Source organism: Brachybacterium sp., assembly GCF_036379615.1.
Lineage (GTDB): Bacteria > Actinomycetota > Actinomycetes > Actinomycetales > Dermabacteraceae > Brachybacterium.
The window spans coordinates 1-17,501 of record NZ_DASVGJ010000006.1 but is presented as its reverse complement, the minus strand read 5'-3'; the positions used below and the strand labels follow the sequence as shown (position 1 = coordinate 17,501).

Below are 17,501 nucleotides of genomic sequence, written 5' to 3'. Positions count from 1 at the left end.
CGGCCGCGGCCCGGGCACCGGCCGGCCCGAGGCACGGGACGTGCCCGACCCTACCGGCGGTCGCGCTCGGCGACCTCCTCGGCCTCGAGCTCGGTCTCGTCGTCCAGATCGATGTCGATGACGTCCTCGTCCTCGACGTCGCCGCCCTCGGGCTCCACCCAGTTCGGATCTGTCAGCGGCTCCACCTTCGCCGTGACCACGTTCTCCGGGAAGCGGTCCCGACCGCCGTCGGCCATGCCCACGTGGTCGTCGCCGTCCTCGTCGATGAAGCCGTCCTCGTCATCATCATCGTCACCGGTGTCCGCGAGCCGAGGACTGAGCTCGTCGATCGCGTAGTCACCGCCGCGCACGAAACCGCGCCGGAAGGCGGCGCGGCCCACCATCACGCTGGAGACCGGGACCGTGAGCATCTGTGCGAGCAGGACCACCAGCAGGAACCCCGCGAGCGACCATGACCCGACCGCGAGCGCGACCCCGGAGAAGACCAGGATCAGGCCCAGCACCTGGGGCTTGGAGGCCGCGTGGATGCGCATCAGCACGCCGTCGAAGCGGTTCAGACCGATCGCGGCGACCACGCCCAGCAGCAGCCCGCCGCCGATCAGCACGGCGGCGATGATCTCGGTGACGCTCATCGTCCTCCCTCCGTCGCTCCGCCGGAGCGGTGGCCTCCCGCGTCGAACCCGCGATCCTCGAAACCGCGGTGGCCGCCCCCGGCACCGAAGCCGGCGCCGAAGTCCTCGTGGTCCGGGTCCGCAGGGTCGAGCCCGTCCGCCCCGGTGGCTCCGTCGGCTCCGTCGGTCGTGGTGGTCCCGTCTGCCGCAGCGTTCCCGTCGGCCGTGGGGGGCTCCTCTGCCTCCGGCTCCCCCGGATGATGCGGATCCTCGACCGCGTCCTCGAGGCTCCAGGTGTCCGCCTCCGGTGACTCGGCGAAGTGGTTCCCGGGCACCTCGTCGGCGCTCTCGGCGGTCTCGAAGTGGATCGCCTCGTGCGGACCGGTGTCGGTGCTCGGCTCCTCAGGATGCGGCCGCCGGCGGCCCTGGCGCGGGTCCTCCCGGGCGACGAAGCGGGCGAAGGTGACCGTGCCGATGAACGCCAGACCGGTCAGGGCGAGCATCACCGGCCCCGCCCAGGACGCCCGGGACTGCGCGGTGTACAGCGCCATGCCCATCACCACCAGGGTCACGAGGGAATCGCTGGCGATCGCCCGGTCCAGGATGGTGGGGCCCACGATCGTCCGGTAGACCACGGCCAGCGCCGCCAGGGCGAGCACGCCGGCGTAGACCAGCAGCAGGATCTCGAAGGGGGTCATCGCAGCCCCGCCTCCTCGAGGATCTCGCGCCGGCCGACGGCCCACAGCAGCCGCTCCTCCTGCGCGCGGACCTCCGCACGCGCCTTCTCCACGGCCTCGGGCGTGCCGGCGTTGAAGGTGTGCAGGAACAGCATGCCGGTGGCGCGCTGGGCCTCGACGACGACGGAGCCGGGGATCAACGTGCACAGCACCCCGGTGAAGGTGAGGAAGAAGTCGGAGCGCGAGGCCATCTTCACCGCGATCACGGAACTGGGCGGCTGCGGCCCCGGGCGCAGGGCGAAGTACGCCACCTGCAGGGCGGAGACCGCGCAGTCCGCGAGGAAGCGCAGGACGAACAGCGTGAAACGGACCGGCCGGAGGGTGAGCTCCTGCCCGGTGGGCGGCATCGGGAACAGGACGAACACCAGCACCGCCACGGCGAGGCCGCCGAGCAGATTCTTGAGGTCCACCCCTCCCCAGAGCAGGCACCACAGAGCGACCGAGAGCAGCATCCACAGCCAGGAGCGGCGCAGGTCCTTGAGCCGTTGCAGGATCACTCCTCCACCTCCTGTCCCTCGCCGTCGAGCCGGTGGCCGTCATCGTCGATCCGGTACTGCAGGTCCCCGGCGGCCTCGTCGCCGAGCACGGCACTGACGTAGGGGACCCGCTCCAGGACCGAGCTGGCGGCCTCGTCCGCGTAGTTCATCAGAGGGCCGGCGAGAACGGTGAGGACCAGGGAGAAGGCGATCATCGCGGCGGTCGCGCCGGCCATGACGGCGGGCAGCGGGACCGCACGGGCCACCATCTCCTGGCTGGGCTCCTGCCAGAAGGCGCGGTTCCAGATCTTCGCGATCGCATAGAGGGTCAGCAGGCTGGTGATCACGCTGATCGCGATGAGGATCCAGCCCGAGGTGCGGTCGTACTGGATACCGGCCTCGATGAGGCCCACCTTGCCGATGAAGCCGGAGAACGGCGGGATGCCGGCGAGGTTCATGGCGGGGATGAAGAACAGGATCGCGAGCACCGGGGCGAGCTTCTGGAGCCCGCCGAGCTTGATCAGGTTCGTGGTGCCGCCGCGGTGCTCGATCAGCCCGGCGGCCAGGAACAGCGTGGACTGCACGGTGATGTGGTGGGCGACGTAGTAGATGGTCGCAGCCATGCCCGCCTGGGTGACCATGCCGATGCCGAACAGCATGTAGCCCATGTGGGAGACCAGCGTGAAGGAGAGCACTCGCTTCAGGTCCGTCTGCGCCACCGCACCGAAGATGCCGATCAGCAGGCTCAGCGCCGCCGCGGCGAGCAGCAGGTTCGAGATCTGGGAGGCCGGGAAGAGCAGGGTCTCCAGGCGCAGGATCGCGTAGATGCCGACCTTCGTGAGCAGTCCCGCGAACACGGCGGTCACCGGGGCGGGAGCGGTCGGATAGGAGTCCGGCAGCCAGGCGCTGAGCGGGAAGATCGCCGCCTTAATCGCGAAGGCCACCAGCAGCATCAGCTCCAGGATCATCCGGGTGCCGGGCTCCAGACCGTCCAGCCGCACGGCCATCTCGGCGAAGTTCACCGTGCCCACGGCGGCGTAGACCGCGGCCACCGCCGCCAGGAAGATCACCGAGCTCAGCAGCGAGACGATCACATACGTGGTGGCGGCGCGCACACGGCTCGCGGAGCCGCCGAGGGTGAGCAGCACGTAGCTCGCCGCCAGCAGCACCTCGAAGCCGACGTAGAGGTTGAAGAGGTCGCCGGCGAGGAACGCCATCGACACCCCGGCCACCAGCGCCAGGTAGGTGGGGTGGTAGATCGCCACCGGGGTGCGTTCGACGTTCTCGCTGACCGTCTGCGCGCTGGAGTACACCAGCACCGCGAGCGTGACCACGCTGGAGACCAGGAGCATCAGCGCGGTGAGCCGGTCCGCGACCAGCACGATCCCCAGCTGCGGGGTCCAGTTGCCGATCTGGAGGACCAGCACCCCGTCCTGGATCACCTGGTGGCCCAGCACGAGGGCGACGGTGACGATCGCGACCAGGGTGAAGATCGCGACCCACAGCTGGATGCGGGCGTGATGGCGCAGCAGCAGCGTGAAGGCCGCACCGCCCAACGGCAGCATCACCGGCAGGGCCAGGAGCAGCTCGACGCTCATCCCTCACCCCGTCCGTCCGTGTGCTCTCGGTCTGTCTCGGTCGCGGGGCCCGCGCCGGGGGCCCCGGCCACGTGGTGGCTGTCGGCGGCCCCGTCGGGCGGGGCATCCCGCTGGTTCTTCCTGCGGGGGGCCTTCTCGCCCCGTGGACGTCCCCCGCGCGGCGGCAGCGGCTCCTGGTCCTCGTCCGCCTCGGTGGCGTCCTGCGGGACGTCCTCGGCGCTCGTGAGGTCCGAGCCGAGCGGGTCGTCGTCCTCCGGTGCGTACACCCCCTGCGACTGGGCCAGCGCGCCGCGACGGGACTCCTCGGAGAGGGCCTGCGACCACGGCAGGTGCTCGGCGTCCTCGGACTTCCGCCGGCGACGGCGCAGCACACGACGGTCCTCGACGTCATCGGGGACCTCGTCGTGTCCGAACAGCTGCCAGGCCCGGTAGGCCAGCGCCATCCCGAAGGCGGTGATGCCCAGGGAGATCACGATCGCGGTGAGCACCATCGCGAAGGGCAGCGGGTCCGTCATCTCCGCGGGATCGCCGCTGCCCTCGAAGGGCGGCAGGCCCCGCGGGCCGGCAGCGATGATGAACAGCAGATTCACGCCATTGCCCAGCAGCACGTAGCCCAGGATGATCCGGGACAGGGTCCGCTCGAGCATGAGGTAGACGCCGCAGGCGACGAGCACCCCGGCGGTCAGGAGCAGGGCGAGGCTAACGGGCATCGGTCTCCGCCTCCTGCTGCTGGTCGATCTGTGCGCCGAGGGAGCGCAGGAAGTCGAGCATCACGCCGAGCACCACGAGGTAGACACCGACGTCGAAGATCAACGCGCTCGGGAAGTGCAGCTCGCCCAGCAGCGGCACCTGTACCACCGGAGTCGCACTGGCGAAGACGGTGCCGCCGAAGAGCAGCGGGAGCACCCCGGCCAGCACCGCGATCGCCATGCCCCCGCCGAGGACGAAACCGGCCTGCACGGGTGCCGCCTCGCTGAGCTCGTAGCGGCCACCGGCGAGATAGCGCAGCGCCAGCGCGAGACCGGCCACCAGACCACCCGCGAAGCCGCCACCGGGCGTGTTGTGCCCGGCCATCAGCAGGTAGACCGAGAACATCATCATCAGCGGGAAGGAGATGCGGGTGATGACCTCGAGGATCACCATGCGGCGCTCCGGGGCGAGGGTCAGCCCGGCCGAGAGCCAGGTGCGCCAGCGATTTCCGCCCGCGACCTCGTCGGGGCGCGCATCGAAGTCCAGAGCGTTCTGCGGCAGCTCCGAGTCGATGCGGCGGCGCCAGATGGACGTCTTGGACTCCAGGTCGCGCACGCGGGAGATCGGGCGCTCACGCCGAGTGACGAAGATCAGGGAGGCCACCCCCGTGGCCACTACCAGGAGCACGCCGATCTCGCCCATCGTGTCCCAGACACGCGCGTCGACCAGGGTCACGTTGACCACGTTGTGGCCGCCGCCGATCGTGTAGGCCTTCTCGATGAGCCCCGGCCCCAGCGCTTCCCGGTAGCGGGCATCCGCGGCGTACAGGGTCCCGCCGCACAGCACCACCGCGGTCGCGATCGCGATCCCCCAGCGCCCCCAGGCGCCGATCCGCAGCGGCCGACGGGAGAAGTGGATCGGCAGACGTCGAAGCACGAGCACGAGCACCACGGTCATCGCGGTCTCGACCAGCGCCTGAGTGATGGCGACATCCGGGGACCCGGCGACCAGGAACAGCAGCGCCACGCTGTAGCCGGTGACGGTGATCAGGAAGACGGCCCGCAGGCGCCGACGCGAGCGCGCCGCGCCGAGAGCAGCCAGTCCTGCCACCGGCAGCAGGATCAGCTCGAGCGGATGCTGGAAGAGCACCAGGTTGTCCGGCAGCGGGGACTGGGTGAGCGCCACCGGGATCACCAGGGCGATGAGCACAACCATCATGGTGCCCAGCGTGTACGGCAGGGAGCCTCGCTGGAACAGGGTGGTCGCCACGATCGAGAGGGCGTCGGTGCCGCGCAGCAGCCGACGGAAGCCGCGCTCGGCGTCGAAGGCCTCGAGCACCCCGCCCTCGGCCCAGGTCTGGGGCGAGAGAGCCTTCTGCAGCGTCGCGAACGGCCTGGCGAGCAGGCACAGCGCGATGCCGAGGCCCAGGGTGAGCCCGGAGGCCAGCAGCGGGACGCCGAGATGCGGGACCACGGCCAGGTGCACGTCCTCGCCGGTCTCCGGCAGCAGCGCGGTGTGGGCGCGCAGCGTCTCCTCGAGCGGCCCGGCGGCCAGCGAGAGCACCACCGAGAACACGGCGACCAGCGCCGGGGGCAGCCAGTTCAGCACCTCGATGCGGGGGGTCTGCACCCGCGGAGCGCCCGGGGCGGCGCCGAAGGCGCCGTGGACGAACCGCCACGAGTAGGCGACGGTGAGGATCGAGCCGGCGATCAGCGCGAGCAGCAGCAGCCGCTGCCATCCCCCGGCGTACCACAGCGCGGTGTAGATCGCCTCCTTGGCGACGAACCCGTACAGCGGCGGGACCGCCGCCATCGAGGCCGCCGAGACGACGCCGATCACGGTGACGATCGGGGCGGCCCGGGCCACCCCCGAGAGCACTCGCAGGTCACGGGTGCCGAACTTCTTGTCGATGATCCCCACGACCATGAACAGCGGCGCCTTGAACACAGCATGCGCGATCAGCATCGCGAGGCCCACCAGCACTGCGTCGTGCGTGGCCACCGCGGCCACGGCGGCGAGGAAGCCCAGCTGGGAGACGGTGCCGTAGGCGAGCAGCAGCTTGATGTCCGTCTGTCGCATCGCCCGCCAGCCGCCCACGAGCATGGTCACGGCGCCGACGCCCGCGAGCACCATCGAGACCACCTCGAGATGGGTCAGCGCCGGAGCCATCCGCAGGATCAGGTAGATGCCCGCCTTCACCATCGCCGCGGCGTGCAGGTAGGCAGAGACCGGCGTGGGCGCGGCCATCGCTCCGGGGAGCCAGAAGTGGGTGGGCACCAGGGCGGACTTGCTCGTCGCCCCCACCAGGATCAGCACCATCGCCGTGACCAGGTACGGCCCGCCCTGCTCCCACATCGGATCGGCCACGATCACGGACAGGCGGAGAGATCCCGCCGGCGCGGCGACCATCAGCAGACCCACCAGCATCGCCAGGCCACCGGCCGTCGTGGAGATCAGGGCGTTCAGCGCGGCACGGCGCGAGGCCTGCTTGTCCTGGTAATGCCCCACCAGGAGGTAGGAGAAGACGGTCGTGAGCTCCCAGAACGTGTAGATGACCATCACGTCGTCGGCGAGCACCAGGCCCACCATCGCCCCGGCGAAGGCCGTCAGCACCCCGGCGAAGCGGCCGAGCCCCGGCTCGGTGTCCTTGAAGTAGCGCGCGCAGTACAGCAGCACGATCGCGCCGATCCCGGTGGCGATCAGCGCGAGCACCCAGCTGAGCGCGTCCAGGCGGAAGGCCAGGTCGATGCCGAAGGCCGGGATCCACGGAACGGACTCCACGCGCGGCGCCTCGGCGAGCTCGCGGGGATCGAGGGTGGCGAGCCACAGCGCCGAGGCCCCGGGCACCACGGCCAGCGGGTAGAAGGCGTTGCGGCCGATCCACCGCACCAGGAGGGGTCCCCCGAGCGCCGCCACGAGGTGGGCGAGCAGCATCGGGAACACAGAGTTCTCCGTCCGTGCGGGGAGGGAAAGGGCCGACGTCATCTTACGGGAGGAGTCCGTGGCAATTCTGGACGGAGTCGAATGGATCACGGCAGATCGCGCGCCACGCACCGCACACCCGGCACCGCGCACCAGCGTTCACGAACTCGTCGGCCCGAGGACTGCGGACCGCCCCGACGCAGAGCGTGGGGCTCCGTAGAGTGTGACCATGGCCAGCATCCCGGACTCGGGGGCGCGCGCGCCCCGCCGCACGCGCCCGCCCGTCGTCCCCTTCGCCCTGTGGGACGGGGGGATGTCCGCGTTCAGCTCCGTGATCCTCACCTTCGTGTTCGCGACCTATGTCGCCAGCGCCGTGGCGGCCGAGGGCGCTGTCGGCGACGAGGCGATCAAGGCCGCACAGGATCACGGCTCCCAGGTGCTCACCACCTGGCAGTCGATCGGCGCGGTCGCCATCGCCCTGCTGGCCCCGCTGCTGGGCAACCTCGCCGACCGCGGCGGTGCCCGCAACGCGCTGCTGCGGGTCACCACGATCGCCACGGTCGTGACCGTGGCGATGATGCCGCTGGTCGCGCTCGATGCGGACTACCTGACCTTCGGGGCGGCGCTGATCGCGCTGGCCGTGGTGTTCAGCGAGCTCGCCGGGGTGTTCGTGAACTCCGTGCTGCCGGAGATCTCCACTCCGGAGAACCGCGGCCGCATCTCGGGCACCGCCTGGGCGGTGGGCTACTGGGGCTCGATCGTGTGCCTGGGCATGGTGCTGGTGCTGTTCGTGATGCCGGGCACCGGGCTGCTCGGCATCACCGGGGAGGACGGGTGGAACTATCGGGCGATCCCGCTGTTCGTCGCGCTGTGGATCCTGGTGGGGACGATGCCGCTGATGCTGACGGCACCGAAGCACCCCGCCTCCGCCCCCGGGGAGCGGTGGAACCCCTGGCAGGGCTATGCGCACATCGTGCGCCGCGTGATCCGCGCCTTCAAGGAGGAGCCGATCATGCTGCAGTACCTGGTGGCCTCTGCGATCTACCGCGACGGGCTGGGAGCGGTCTTCTCCATCGCCGGGGTGCTGGCCGCCAATGCCTACGGCTTCTCCACCGTGGGGATCATCCTGTTCGGCATCGCCGCGAACCTGGTCGCCGGCATCGGGGTGTTCCTGGGCGGACGGGTCGACGATCGTGTGGGGCCGCGTCCCGTGATCATCGTCGGCTGCGCCGGGATCATCGTGCTGGGGCTGGTGGTGCTGTTCTTCGGTGCGACGCTCGTGTTCTGGGTGGCGGGCCTGGCGATCTGCCTGTTCGTCGGCCCTGTGCAGTCCGCGTCGCGGAACCTGCTCACCCGCCTCTCGCAGCCGGGGCGGGAGACGGAGAACTTCGGTCTCTACGCGACCACCGGCCGGGCGCTCGGCTTCCTGGGCACCGCGGCGTTCGCCGCGACCGTCGCGATCTCGGGCGACACCCGTACCGGCATCCTCGGGATCGTGCTGGTGATGGCGCTGGGGCTGATCGCCTTCCTGCCGATCCGCCTCGGCGCCGCAGGGCGGGCGCCGGTCACCGCGTGAGCACGGTGAGCGGGGTCAGGCGAGGTCGGCGGGATCGACCAGGAAGCCCTCGACGTCCACGATGTAGCCGCCGACGGTCTCGCTGAGCAGGCCTGCGATCAGGCCGATGCGGCGGTAGGCGAGCTCCCAGCGCTCAGTGGTCTCCGCATCCGGCGCCTCGACGGCGTCCTCCTCGGGGTCTGCGGTGAGATGCACCAGCTCGTAGTCCACGGCGTCCTCGAGCCAGCCGAGCGCCCGCAGCGCAGTGGGCCGGGAGCTGCGCCCCACCCGCAGGGAGATCGCCTCCCCCCGGGGCAGCGGGATCGTCGCGCTGTAGCCGGTGCGGGGCGCCCCCTCGGGCACCTGATCGAGCTCCGCCTCCGGCTCGAGCGGACCCAGCAGCTCGGCGAGCGACTCGGGGGCCAGCGCATGCGGGCTGACCAGTGTCAGGTCGCGCAGATGGAAGGGGTGCGGTTCGAGGCGGGCGCCGCCGTCGGTCACCACCGCGCCGTGCAGGCGTCGGCCCAGCGACCAGGCGAGGTCCAGGCCCTGCCGCTCCAGGCCGAAGGGGATGCCGTCCGGGAAGGCGCGCCCGTAGCCGTGGGAGTCGCCCATCCCCTCCGGCAGCGGGTCCTCCCTCTCTCGCGGGGTGTCCAGCGTCCAGCGCCCGGCGCCGCGCGGTGAGCGGTCCGGCGTCAGGTGCTGAGCGTCCCCGAGGTGGATCACCCCGTCCTCGTCCTCCTGCGCGTCGGGGCGCACATTGCGCACCATCGTCAGCACATCGGCGGGATCGGTGTCCCGCGGCAGCTGCAGGCGGTGATGCGTGCGTGGCTGCTCGGCGGGCGACGGCGGAACCGATGCGGTCACTGCTGCTCCTCCACGGGGATGCGGGTGCGATGGAAGTTCTGGGCGGAGCGCGACGGGGTGGGTCCGCGCTGGCCCAGGTAGCGGTTGAGGTTCCCGGCACTGCCATAGGGGCGCTCGGAGGCGCTCGAGAGCCGGAAGAAGCACAGCTGCCCGATCTTCATCCCGGGCCACAGCGCCACGGGCAGGGTCGCCATGTTGGACAGCTCGAGCGTGATGTGGCCCTGGAAGCCGGGATCGATGAAGCCCGCGGTCGAGTGGGTGAGCAGGCCCAGCCGACCCAGCGAGCTCTTGCCCTCGAGCCGGGCGGCGACATCGTCCGGCAGGGTGATCTGCTCATAGGTCGAGGCGAGCACGAACTCCCCGGGGTGGAGCATGTACGGCTCCTCCGGGCCCACCTCCACCACACGGGTGAGCTCGGACTGCTCGACGGCGGGGTCGATCATCGCGTACTTGTGGTTGTCGAAGAGGCGGAAGTACCGGTCGATCCGCACGTCCACGGAGGCGGGCTGGATCATCTCGGGGTCGAAGGGGTCCAGACGCACCCTGTCGGCCTCGATCTGGGCTCGGATATCTCGATCGCTCAGCAGCACGGCGTCCACCCTAGTCTCCCGCGGCCATGGCAGGCACCCTGTTCCCTCAGCCCGACCGCGCCTCCCGTCGGGCCCCGCCACCATCGCCGTCCGCGATCGCGGCGCCGGTTCGCGCTGCATCCCATCTCGGGGTATGCTGATCTGCGTTCGTTCGAGCAGCGGCCCTCCCCCGGGAGTACGGCACCGAGCGGGCACCGCTTCGCGGGTGTAGTTCAATGGTAGAACTTCAGCTTCCCAAGCTGATAGCGCGGGTTCGATTCCCGTCACCCGCTCTTCCGGACGCCGGCCCCTGCAGGGGCCGGCGTTCTTCGTTCCCGGTCGACACGGCCCGGAGCACCTCCCTCGCCGCCCTTGCCGGGGACAGCGCCAGCGTTATGTCGCTCTGCACGGAAGTGTAAGAATGCGGCATGCCCAAGATCATCGGAGGATCCCTCGAGGAGCATCGCGAGCGCACGCGGGAGAAGATCTTCACCGCCCTCGCCGAGCTCCTCGAGACCCAGGAGTTCGAGTCGGTCACTTTCTCGCGGATCGCCACGGCGGCCGAGGTGGGCCGCACCGCGATGTACAACCACTTCCCCGACCGTGAATCACTCCTGGTCGAGTACGCGATCCACCAGACGATGGACTACATCCAGCAGCTGCGCGCCGGGGTGAGCGATTCGGCGACACCGCGCGATGCCGCGATCGCCTACGTGCACACCCAGCTGGACCTCACCATCTCCTTCCACGTCCCGCAGACCTCCGGCGGAGCCACCCTCTCCCCGGAGACGGCCGCCCGCATGCGGGAGCACGTGGTCCTCATCGAGGACGTGCTGCGCACCATCGTCACCGACGGTGTCGCCTCCGGTGACTTCTCCGCCGATCTCGACGTGGACGCCACGGTGCGCATCATCAACGGGCTGCTGGTGGGGTCCTCCGCCAAGCGGTACTCCCGCCCGGCCCTGGAGGCTTTCGTGCTGCGGGGCCTCGGCGCCACGGTCTGAGCACCGCCCGCGGCTGAGCAGCGCCCGCAGCTGAGCTGCGCCCCGGGCCGACCTCCGCCGAGGAGCCCAGGGACCGGCCGCTCCCGCGGGTCAGTCCGTCGCGTCGTCCTCGTCGCGGTCCTCGCGGGCATCGGCCTCGGCACGGCGCCGACGCCGCTTCTGCTTCTTCGCGCTCTGCGCGGGGACCGCGACCTGCTCCACGTGCTCCTCGTCGGCCTCCCAATCCATCGCGTCCAGCGCGTCGGCGGGCTCCTCCTCGGTGCGGGCGAAGAGCGGCTTGGAGATCTCGCCCTCGCCGTCCTCCAGATCGACCTCAGGGGCCGTCGCGGCGATCACCCAGCATGTCACCACGATGACCAGCGCGACCACCGCGATGCCCCAGTGGAGGAAGGAGCTGGTGCCATCGGTGTTCATCCCGACGACCGCGCTCACGGCCAGCGCGGTGAGCAGGCTCGAGGTGAGCAGCAGCGGCAGAGCCACCGAGCCGATCGCCGAGCGCAGCACCGTGGTGAGCACCGCGCCGCCGAGGGCGCCGGAGTGGCCCCAGGAGCCGCGCCCGCCGTACCGGCCGGAGCCGATCACCGCGGCGGCCCCGCGCAGGGTCGAGCCGGTGCCGAGCATCCACAGTCCGAGTCCGGCCGACGAGAGCACCACGCCGAGCACCAGTCCGGGCAGGGCGCCCGGTCCGAGGCCGAAACCGGCCACCAGCGGCATCAGCACGACCACCACGACGGGGGGCACGGCGGCGCGGCGCACCATCTCGGCGAGGTCCGCGAGCTCGTAGCGGTCGCGCTTCTCGAGCATCGAGGCGCGCGCCTCGACGACGGCGCTCGCCCCGAGCCGGCGGGCACCGTCCAACAGCGCGGAGGTCACCAGCAGCACGGTGAGGACGCCGAGGCCCACACCGCCGAGCATGGTGAGCGAGTTCGGGGTGAGGGTGTGCAGGGCACGGTCCTCCCAGATGGTCCCTGCGCGGGGGGCGCTCTGCAGGGCGCTCACCACGGGCCCCAGGGTGCCGAGGGCGGCGAGCGCTCCGGCCAGCAGCAGTGCGGCGCGGGGGCCGGTGGGGGTGCCGGCAGCGGCGCTGCGCAGCGAGACCTCGGTGTCGGGGCGATCGGTGAGCGTGCTCGAGAGCAGGGATCCCGCATATCCTGCCACCACGATCAGCCCGCCGAGGCCGGCGTGGACCAGCAGTGTCAGCGCGAGCCCCGGCACCCCGGCTGAGAGCACCGAGATCACGGCCGTGATCAGCACCAGCAGCGCCACGGCACCCGCAGCGGTCAGCGCCGTGGATCCCAGGCCCGCGATGATGCCGAGCGCGCCACCGGTGCGGCTGGTGCGGGCGGCCCGCAGCACGGGCGAGCCGACGCGGTGCCCGGTGCCGTCCAGCAGCAGCACGGCCGCGAGGGCGGCGAGGACGCCCAGACCCACCGCGACCGCCACCACGACGTTCGGGGTGGTCGAGTACAGGGCGATCATGTCCAGGAACGAGCTCGCGTACAGGGACTCGTCGGTGCGGGAGACCCAGCCGCCGAGATCCGCCAGCGCGTCCTCGATCTGCGGCTCGAGCTGCGCGCGCGGGGTCGGGGTGCCTCCGGTGATGGCGGGATCGGTGAAGTTCTCCAGGCCCACGTCCTCGAAGCGGAGGTTCTTGTAGAGCGAGGGGATCCACAGCGCGGAGGCGGCGACCGCCCCGGCGCCGCCGAGCACCGACGGGATCAGCCCACCCAGCAGCAGGGCGCCGCGCTGATGTCCCGGGCTGCCGCGATGGGGCATCACGGCGACCGCGGCGGCGGCGAGCATCGCCACGCCCAGGCCCAGGAGCACCACGATGAACCCTTCCGCCGCGAGGACGGGCACGCCGAGCAGCACGCCGAGAGCGGCGAGGGCCGTGGTGACGGCGACGAGGTCCGCGCTCAGGGCACCGCCGCGCGAGGCCATCCGGGCGCTGCGCAGGTGGGGGCCGCCGAGGTTCGCGGGATCCTCCTCCTCCAGCTCGTGCTCGTCGGTGCCCACGAGCACCGCTGCCGCGGACGCGGCGGCATCGACCGGGACCGCGCAGACGCGCATCGCGAGCGCCGAGATCGCTGCACCGCCGGCCAGGGCCATCAGCGCGGGTCCCGAGGTGGTCTGCAGGAACCAGACGATGATCACCATCGGCAGCACGGCGAGCGCGAGCGCTCCGGTGACGGTGAGCGCCCCCAGCCGGGAGATCATCGCCGGGCGGCGCTCGGCGTCCAGGCCCAGCGCCGCGACCTGGACCGCGATCCCGCGCCACGCGGCGAGAGCTCCCAGCGCGAGACCCGCCAGCAGCAACCCGGAGCGCAGCAGCCGGTCATCGGTGGAGCCGGGGGCGAGATACAGCAGCACCGCCAGCGGCAGGCCCACCCACAGCATGATCGACCCGGCGGAGAGCAGCTGCGCGCCCAGACGCCGGCCGATGCCCTCGTCGAGCTCATCGCTGTCCTCGTCACGGCGCAGCCGGCTGGGGACGACGGCCCCCACCACGAGCGCCGCCACGGCGAGCACGCCGAGCGCGAGGAGGGTCCAGGCGAGATCGTCGCCCAGGGGGAATTGCGTGATCAGATCCACGTGAGAGCTTCCGACGACGGGGCTCGGCGGGCCGAGCGGGAGGACACACCGGAGCGGGGCTCCGGCGGCCGAGGATAACCGAGCAGGATGACCGCTGCGGTCACCGACTCAGGCGAGCAGCGACAGGTCGAGATGGGTCGGACCGCCCTCGACCACCCGGATCGGGACGCCCCAGTCCTGCTGGTGCATGTGGCAGGCGGGGAACTCGACCGTGGGATCCGCATCGCAGGAGGCGACCCGGGCGCTGACGTGCAGCACCCCCTCGGTGTAGGCGGGGTCCAGCTCGAGCGTGCGCTCCAGGGCGGTTTCCACTCCCCCGCCGGAGGTCAGCATCGAGGTGGGCGTGGTGGAGATCGTCACCTGGGTGGAGGGCCCGAGCGAGTCGTCGAGCTTGTGGCCCGCGGGCGGCGTGAACAGCACCCGCACGGTGAGCGGTCCGGGGCCCACGTCGGTGACCGGGCGCTCGGAGCGCTGAGCCCCTTCGTCGATCATCCGCTCGGCGGCCTTGGCCACCGGGACCCAGGTGATGCGGTGCATGCCGGACTCGACGACGATCAGCTGGCCGATCCCGTCCACCGGGGGGCCGACGATCGCGTCGGAGGGCTCCTTGAGATCGGTCGCGACGGTGACCACGTGCGCCTGCACGGCGGCGGCCCCGTCGGCCTCCGCACCGGAACCGGACCCTGCGCTGGCGCCGGACCCCGCGCCGGAGAGATCCGCGACGGCGATGACGCCGTCCAGCGCGGTGATGCCGCCGGTCGTGGCGGTCTCGCCGTCGGCGCCCGGCTCCTCGATCAGGCGGATCGCACCGTTGTACGTGTCGCTCACGGCGATCCGGCCGTCGGGCAGCGCGGTGACGGCCAGGGGGTGCTGGAGGCGAGCCACCTCGGCAGGGCCGTCCACATGCCCGAAGTCGAACAGCCCCTGCCCCACCAGGGTGCTGACCTGCATGGTCCGCGGATCCAGGAGGCGCACGGCGGAGGTCTCGGAATCCGCGACCACGATGCGGCCGTCGGGCAGCTCGTCCAGCCCCGAGGGCTGCGCCCACCAGGAGGTGACGGCCGGGCCGTCCACCAGGCCCTCCTGGGTGGTGCCGGCGAGCACCATCAGGGCACCGGTGACGGGGTCGAAGGTCCACAGCTGGTGGATGCCGGCCATCGCGATCACGGCCCGGCCCAGCACATGCGACCAGGTGAGGTCCCAGGGGGTGGACAGCGCGAAGGACAGGGCATCCCCCTCGCCGCGGGGCAGCGGATCGCCCTGCATCCACTGCGCGCCGGAGCCGGCGACGGTCGTGACCTCGGTCGCGGTGCGAGAGCGCAGCAGGCGGTCCTGGCCCACCTTCACCCCTCGCAGGCGATGGTTCGCGGTATCGGCCACCAGCAGGTCGTAACCGACCTCGTCGGCGACCTCCGCCGGCAGCGCGAGCACGCCGTTGGGCTCGGTGAACTGCGCGATCTCCTCATCGCCGTCGGCGTGGCCGCGGGCCCCCGTGCCGATGGACGCATCCACGGTGACGCCGTCGTTCTGGAAGACCACGAGGCGGTGCTGGCCCGCATCGGAGACCACCAGGCGGCCGTCCGGCAGCAGCGTGAGCTTGGAGGGGAAGCGGAGGGTCTGCGGGGTGCGCTCGGCGAGCACCGTGGGGGCGGGCCCTCGACGCAGGGAGCCATCGGCCTCGCCCTCGGCGACGAGCTGGGTGACCAGCTGATCGAGATTCGCGGCGTGTCCTTCGCCGGAGAGGTTGCCGGCGATCCGGCCGTGAGTGTCCAGCACCATCAGCGTGGGCCAGGCGCGGGCGCCGTACTCGCTCCAGGTCTCCAGCTCGGGGTCGTCGATCACCGGGTGGGTGACCTCGTACCGCTCGATGTTGGCCGCCAGGGCCTCGGGGTCCTTCTCGAACTCGAACTTCGGGGAGTGGACCCCGATGACCACCAGCTCCTCGGCCCACTTCTCCTCCAGCGGGCGCAGCTCGTCCAGCACATGCAGGCAGTTCACGCAGCAGAAGGTCCAGAAGTCGAGCAGGACGATCTTCCCGCGCAGCGCCTCGAGGTCGAGGTCGGCCCCGCCGGTGTTCAGCCAGCCGCGACCGCGCAGTGCGGATCCGTGGGCACGGGCTGTCAGGGGCGAGGACGGGTCCGGCGTTGTGGTCATGAGGTCCAGTGAACACCGGATCGGCGCCGTGTGGCGAACCAGGGTGACATGCATGGACATCCCGGGCCCGGACCCGCAGGTGGCAGGCACCGGTCACACCCGGCGCCGGTGACCGATCCGACGATGGTCACCGGTCCGTCTCCGGCCGTCGGCCCGGTGCCGATCGATGGTTCGGGGCCGCTCGATGGCCCCGGGCCGCTCGTCGGCCCGTCACCAGCTCGCGATCCACGCCCGCAGGTCGGGGTCCGTCAGGGAGGTCAGCGTGAGATCCGACGGCGGGGCATCGTGACCGCCGACGGGCACGGCGATCAGCCGCAGGCCCGCCTCACGCGCGGCCTGCGCCCCGGTGCCGGAGTCCTCGAGGGCGAGCACCTGCTCGGGGGCGGCGCCCAGCGCACGGGCGGCCGCGGCATACATGTCCGGGAAGGGCTTGGGCCGCTCGACGGTGTCGGAGGCCTCGAGCACCGCGAAGTGCTCACGCATCCCACCGCGCTCCAGCTTCTCCTCCAGGGAGCTGAGCCAGGAGTTCGAGGCGCAGCCGAGCGGCACCTTCTGCCCGGTCAGCTCCAGGATCTCGGCAGCCCCGGGCATGGTGCGGATGCCCGTGGCGAGCTCCCGGTCGAACTCGCGGTGCAGATCGGCGAGCACCTCCTGCTCGTCGTGACCGGAGCGGCGGGCGATGAGCTCGGCGGCGACCTCGATGGTCGATCCGTGCAGCAGGTCGGCGTCGCCCTCCAGCAGCCGGGCACCGTGGCGCGCGACGACCAGGTCCTCCGTGCGCTGCCACACCGACTCGGTGTCCAGCAGCAGCCCGTCGCAGTCGAAGACGACCGCCTGCGGGACCCAGTCGCCGAAGGCCTCGGCGAACCGGGCCGGGATCCCGGCACCGCTCCGCTGCCCGTTCTCTCGTCCGTCTTCTCGCCGGTCCGCGCGCCCGTCGTGTGCAGCGCTCATCGACGTGCCTCCCAGCCGGCGATCCACTCGGTCAGCACCGGATCCTCGAGCGAGGCCAGACGGCGCGGCGCCTGCGGATCCTGCCCGGGGATCGAGGGCACCGCGATGAGCTGCAGGCCCGCCGCCCGAGCGGCGTCCGCACCGGTCTCGGAGTCCTCGAAGCCGAGGCAGTCGGCGGGGTCCGCCCCGAGCGCGCGCGCAGCAGCGAGATACATGTCCGGAGCGGGCTTGGGCTCAGCGACGTCCTCGATCGCGATCGAGGCGTCGAGCAGCTCCGCGATCCCGAGGCCCTCGAGCTTGGTCTCCAGCATGTCGCGTGGTGAGTTCGAGGCCACGGCGACGGGGCGCACGGCCGCGATCGCACGCAGGGTCTCCAGGGCGCCGGGCAGCGGGGTGAGGGACTCCCCGATGTGCTCGCGATGCGCGGTCAGCAGCTCCTCCCCCACCAGGTGCGGATCCTTGCCGACGGCCTCGGCGAGGGCGATCACGACGAGCTCCGCGGACCTCCCGGTGATCCTGCGCCGGGTGGCCGGGTCCAGTGCGGTGCCGTGCGCGGCGAGGTACTCGTCCTGCAGAGCCACCCACTGGCCCTCGGTGTCCACCAGCAGGCCGTCGCAGTCGAAGATCACTGCGGCCGGGCTCCAGCGCGGAGGCCACTGATCCAGCGGGGAGGCGGGCAGGGCGATGGATGGGGAGAGGGGGGAAGCGACGGGCTCGGAGCTCATGCCCACCAGCGTATCGATCCTCTCCTGCACGTCCGCCGGACCATCCG

At 71.7% G+C, this 17,501-nt stretch carries 14 protein-coding genes and 1 tRNA gene; 3 read left to right on the top strand and 12 right to left on the bottom strand.

The annotated features are described in order from the left end of the window. Positions 1 to 50 precede the first annotated feature (50 nt). From VF289_RS01005 to VF289_RS00980, 6 genes are read right to left on the bottom strand one after another with little or no spacing between them, the layout of a single operon-like run. Entirely contained in the window at positions 51 to 632 is a 582-nt protein-coding gene (locus VF289_RS01005) for a monovalent cation/H(+) antiporter subunit G (protein ID WP_330880195.1), read from the bottom strand. Next, positions 629 to 1,309, bottom strand: a complete 681-nt coding sequence (locus VF289_RS01000) for a monovalent cation/H+ antiporter complex subunit F (protein WP_330880193.1) — start codon at positions 1,307 to 1,309, stop codon at positions 629 to 631. The genes VF289_RS01005 and VF289_RS01000 overlap by 4 nt, the downstream gene beginning before the upstream one ends. Next, positions 1,306 to 1,845 carry a Na+/H+ antiporter subunit E gene (locus tag VF289_RS00995; protein WP_330880191.1) on the bottom strand — a complete coding sequence of 180 codons (540 nt, stop codon included), beginning with the start codon at positions 1,843 to 1,845 and terminating at the stop codon, positions 1,306 to 1,308. The genes VF289_RS01000 and VF289_RS00995 overlap by 4 nt, the downstream gene beginning before the upstream one ends. Next, entirely contained in the window at positions 1,842 to 3,422 is a 1,581-nt protein-coding gene (locus VF289_RS00990) for a Na+/H+ antiporter subunit D (RefSeq protein ID WP_330880189.1), read from the bottom strand. The genes VF289_RS00995 and VF289_RS00990 overlap by 4 nt, the downstream gene beginning before the upstream one ends. Beyond that, entirely contained in the window at positions 3,419 to 4,132 is a 714-nt protein-coding gene (locus tag VF289_RS00985; protein ID WP_330880187.1) for a Na(+)/H(+) antiporter subunit C, read from the bottom strand. The genes VF289_RS00990 and VF289_RS00985 overlap by 4 nt, the downstream gene beginning before the upstream one ends. Beyond that, positions 4,122 to 7,046, bottom strand: coding sequence for a Na+/H+ antiporter subunit A (locus VF289_RS00980; RefSeq protein ID WP_330880365.1), 2,925 nt, complete (start codon positions 7,044 to 7,046; stop codon positions 4,122 to 4,124). The genes VF289_RS00985 and VF289_RS00980 overlap by 11 nt, the downstream gene beginning before the upstream one ends. Positions 7,047 to 7,263: 217 nt before the next feature. Here VF289_RS00980 and VF289_RS00975 point away from each other — a divergent pair, with 217 nt between their 5' ends. Next, the gene (locus VF289_RS00975) at positions 7,264 to 8,610 is read left to right on the top strand and encodes an MFS transporter (protein WP_330880185.1); all 1,347 of its coding nucleotides are present in this window, start codon (positions 7,264 to 7,266) and stop codon (positions 8,608 to 8,610) included. Between the two features lie 15 nt (positions 8,611 to 8,625). On the opposite strand, the gene VF289_RS00970 is transcribed toward VF289_RS00975, so the two are convergent. Together VF289_RS00970 and dcd are read right to left on the bottom strand one after the other, a co-directional pair. Then, positions 8,626 to 9,456: a hypothetical protein gene (locus tag VF289_RS00970; RefSeq protein ID WP_330880183.1), complete on the bottom strand. Its 831-nt coding sequence runs from the start codon at positions 9,454 to 9,456 to the stop codon at positions 8,626 to 8,628. After that, positions 9,453 to 10,046 (bottom strand): dCTP deaminase, encoded by a 594-nt coding sequence (gene dcd / locus VF289_RS00965; protein ID WP_330880181.1) that lies wholly within the window; start codon positions 10,044 to 10,046, stop codon positions 9,453 to 9,455. Before dcd ends, VF289_RS00970 begins: the two co-directional genes overlap by 4 nt. 201 nt (positions 10,047 to 10,247) lie before the next feature. Here dcd and VF289_RS00960 point away from each other — a divergent pair. Next, a tRNA-Gly gene (locus VF289_RS00960) sits at positions 10,248 to 10,318 on the top strand. Between the two features lie 135 nt (positions 10,319 to 10,453). Further along, on the top strand, positions 10,454 to 11,029 hold the full coding sequence (locus VF289_RS00955; protein ID WP_330880179.1) for a TetR/AcrR family transcriptional regulator: 576 nt from the start codon (positions 10,454 to 10,456) through the stop codon (positions 11,027 to 11,029). 90 nt (positions 11,030 to 11,119) lie between these two features. Here VF289_RS00955 and VF289_RS00950 read toward each other — a convergent pair whose 3' ends face one another. The 4 genes from VF289_RS00950 to VF289_RS00935 form a co-directional block, all read right to left on the bottom strand. Beyond that, positions 11,120 to 13,621, bottom strand: coding sequence for a sodium/proton-translocating pyrophosphatase (locus VF289_RS00950; RefSeq protein ID WP_330880177.1), 2,502 nt, complete (start codon positions 13,619 to 13,621; stop codon positions 11,120 to 11,122). A gap of 108 nt (positions 13,622 to 13,729) precedes the next feature. Further along, positions 13,730 to 15,775, bottom strand: coding sequence for a thioredoxin-like domain-containing protein (locus VF289_RS00945; RefSeq protein ID WP_330880175.1), 2,046 nt, complete (start codon positions 15,773 to 15,775; stop codon positions 13,730 to 13,732). Positions 15,776 to 15,985: 210 nt separating this feature from the next. Then, the gene (locus tag VF289_RS00940) at positions 15,986 to 16,729 is read right to left on the bottom strand and encodes an HAD family phosphatase (protein ID WP_330880173.1); all 744 of its coding nucleotides are present in this window, start codon (positions 16,727 to 16,729) and stop codon (positions 15,986 to 15,988) included. After that, positions 16,726 to 17,501: HAD family phosphatase (locus tag VF289_RS00935; RefSeq protein ID WP_330880171.1), on the bottom strand; the 776-nt coding region annotated here is incomplete at its 5' end. The genes VF289_RS00940 and VF289_RS00935, both read right to left, overlap by 4 nt.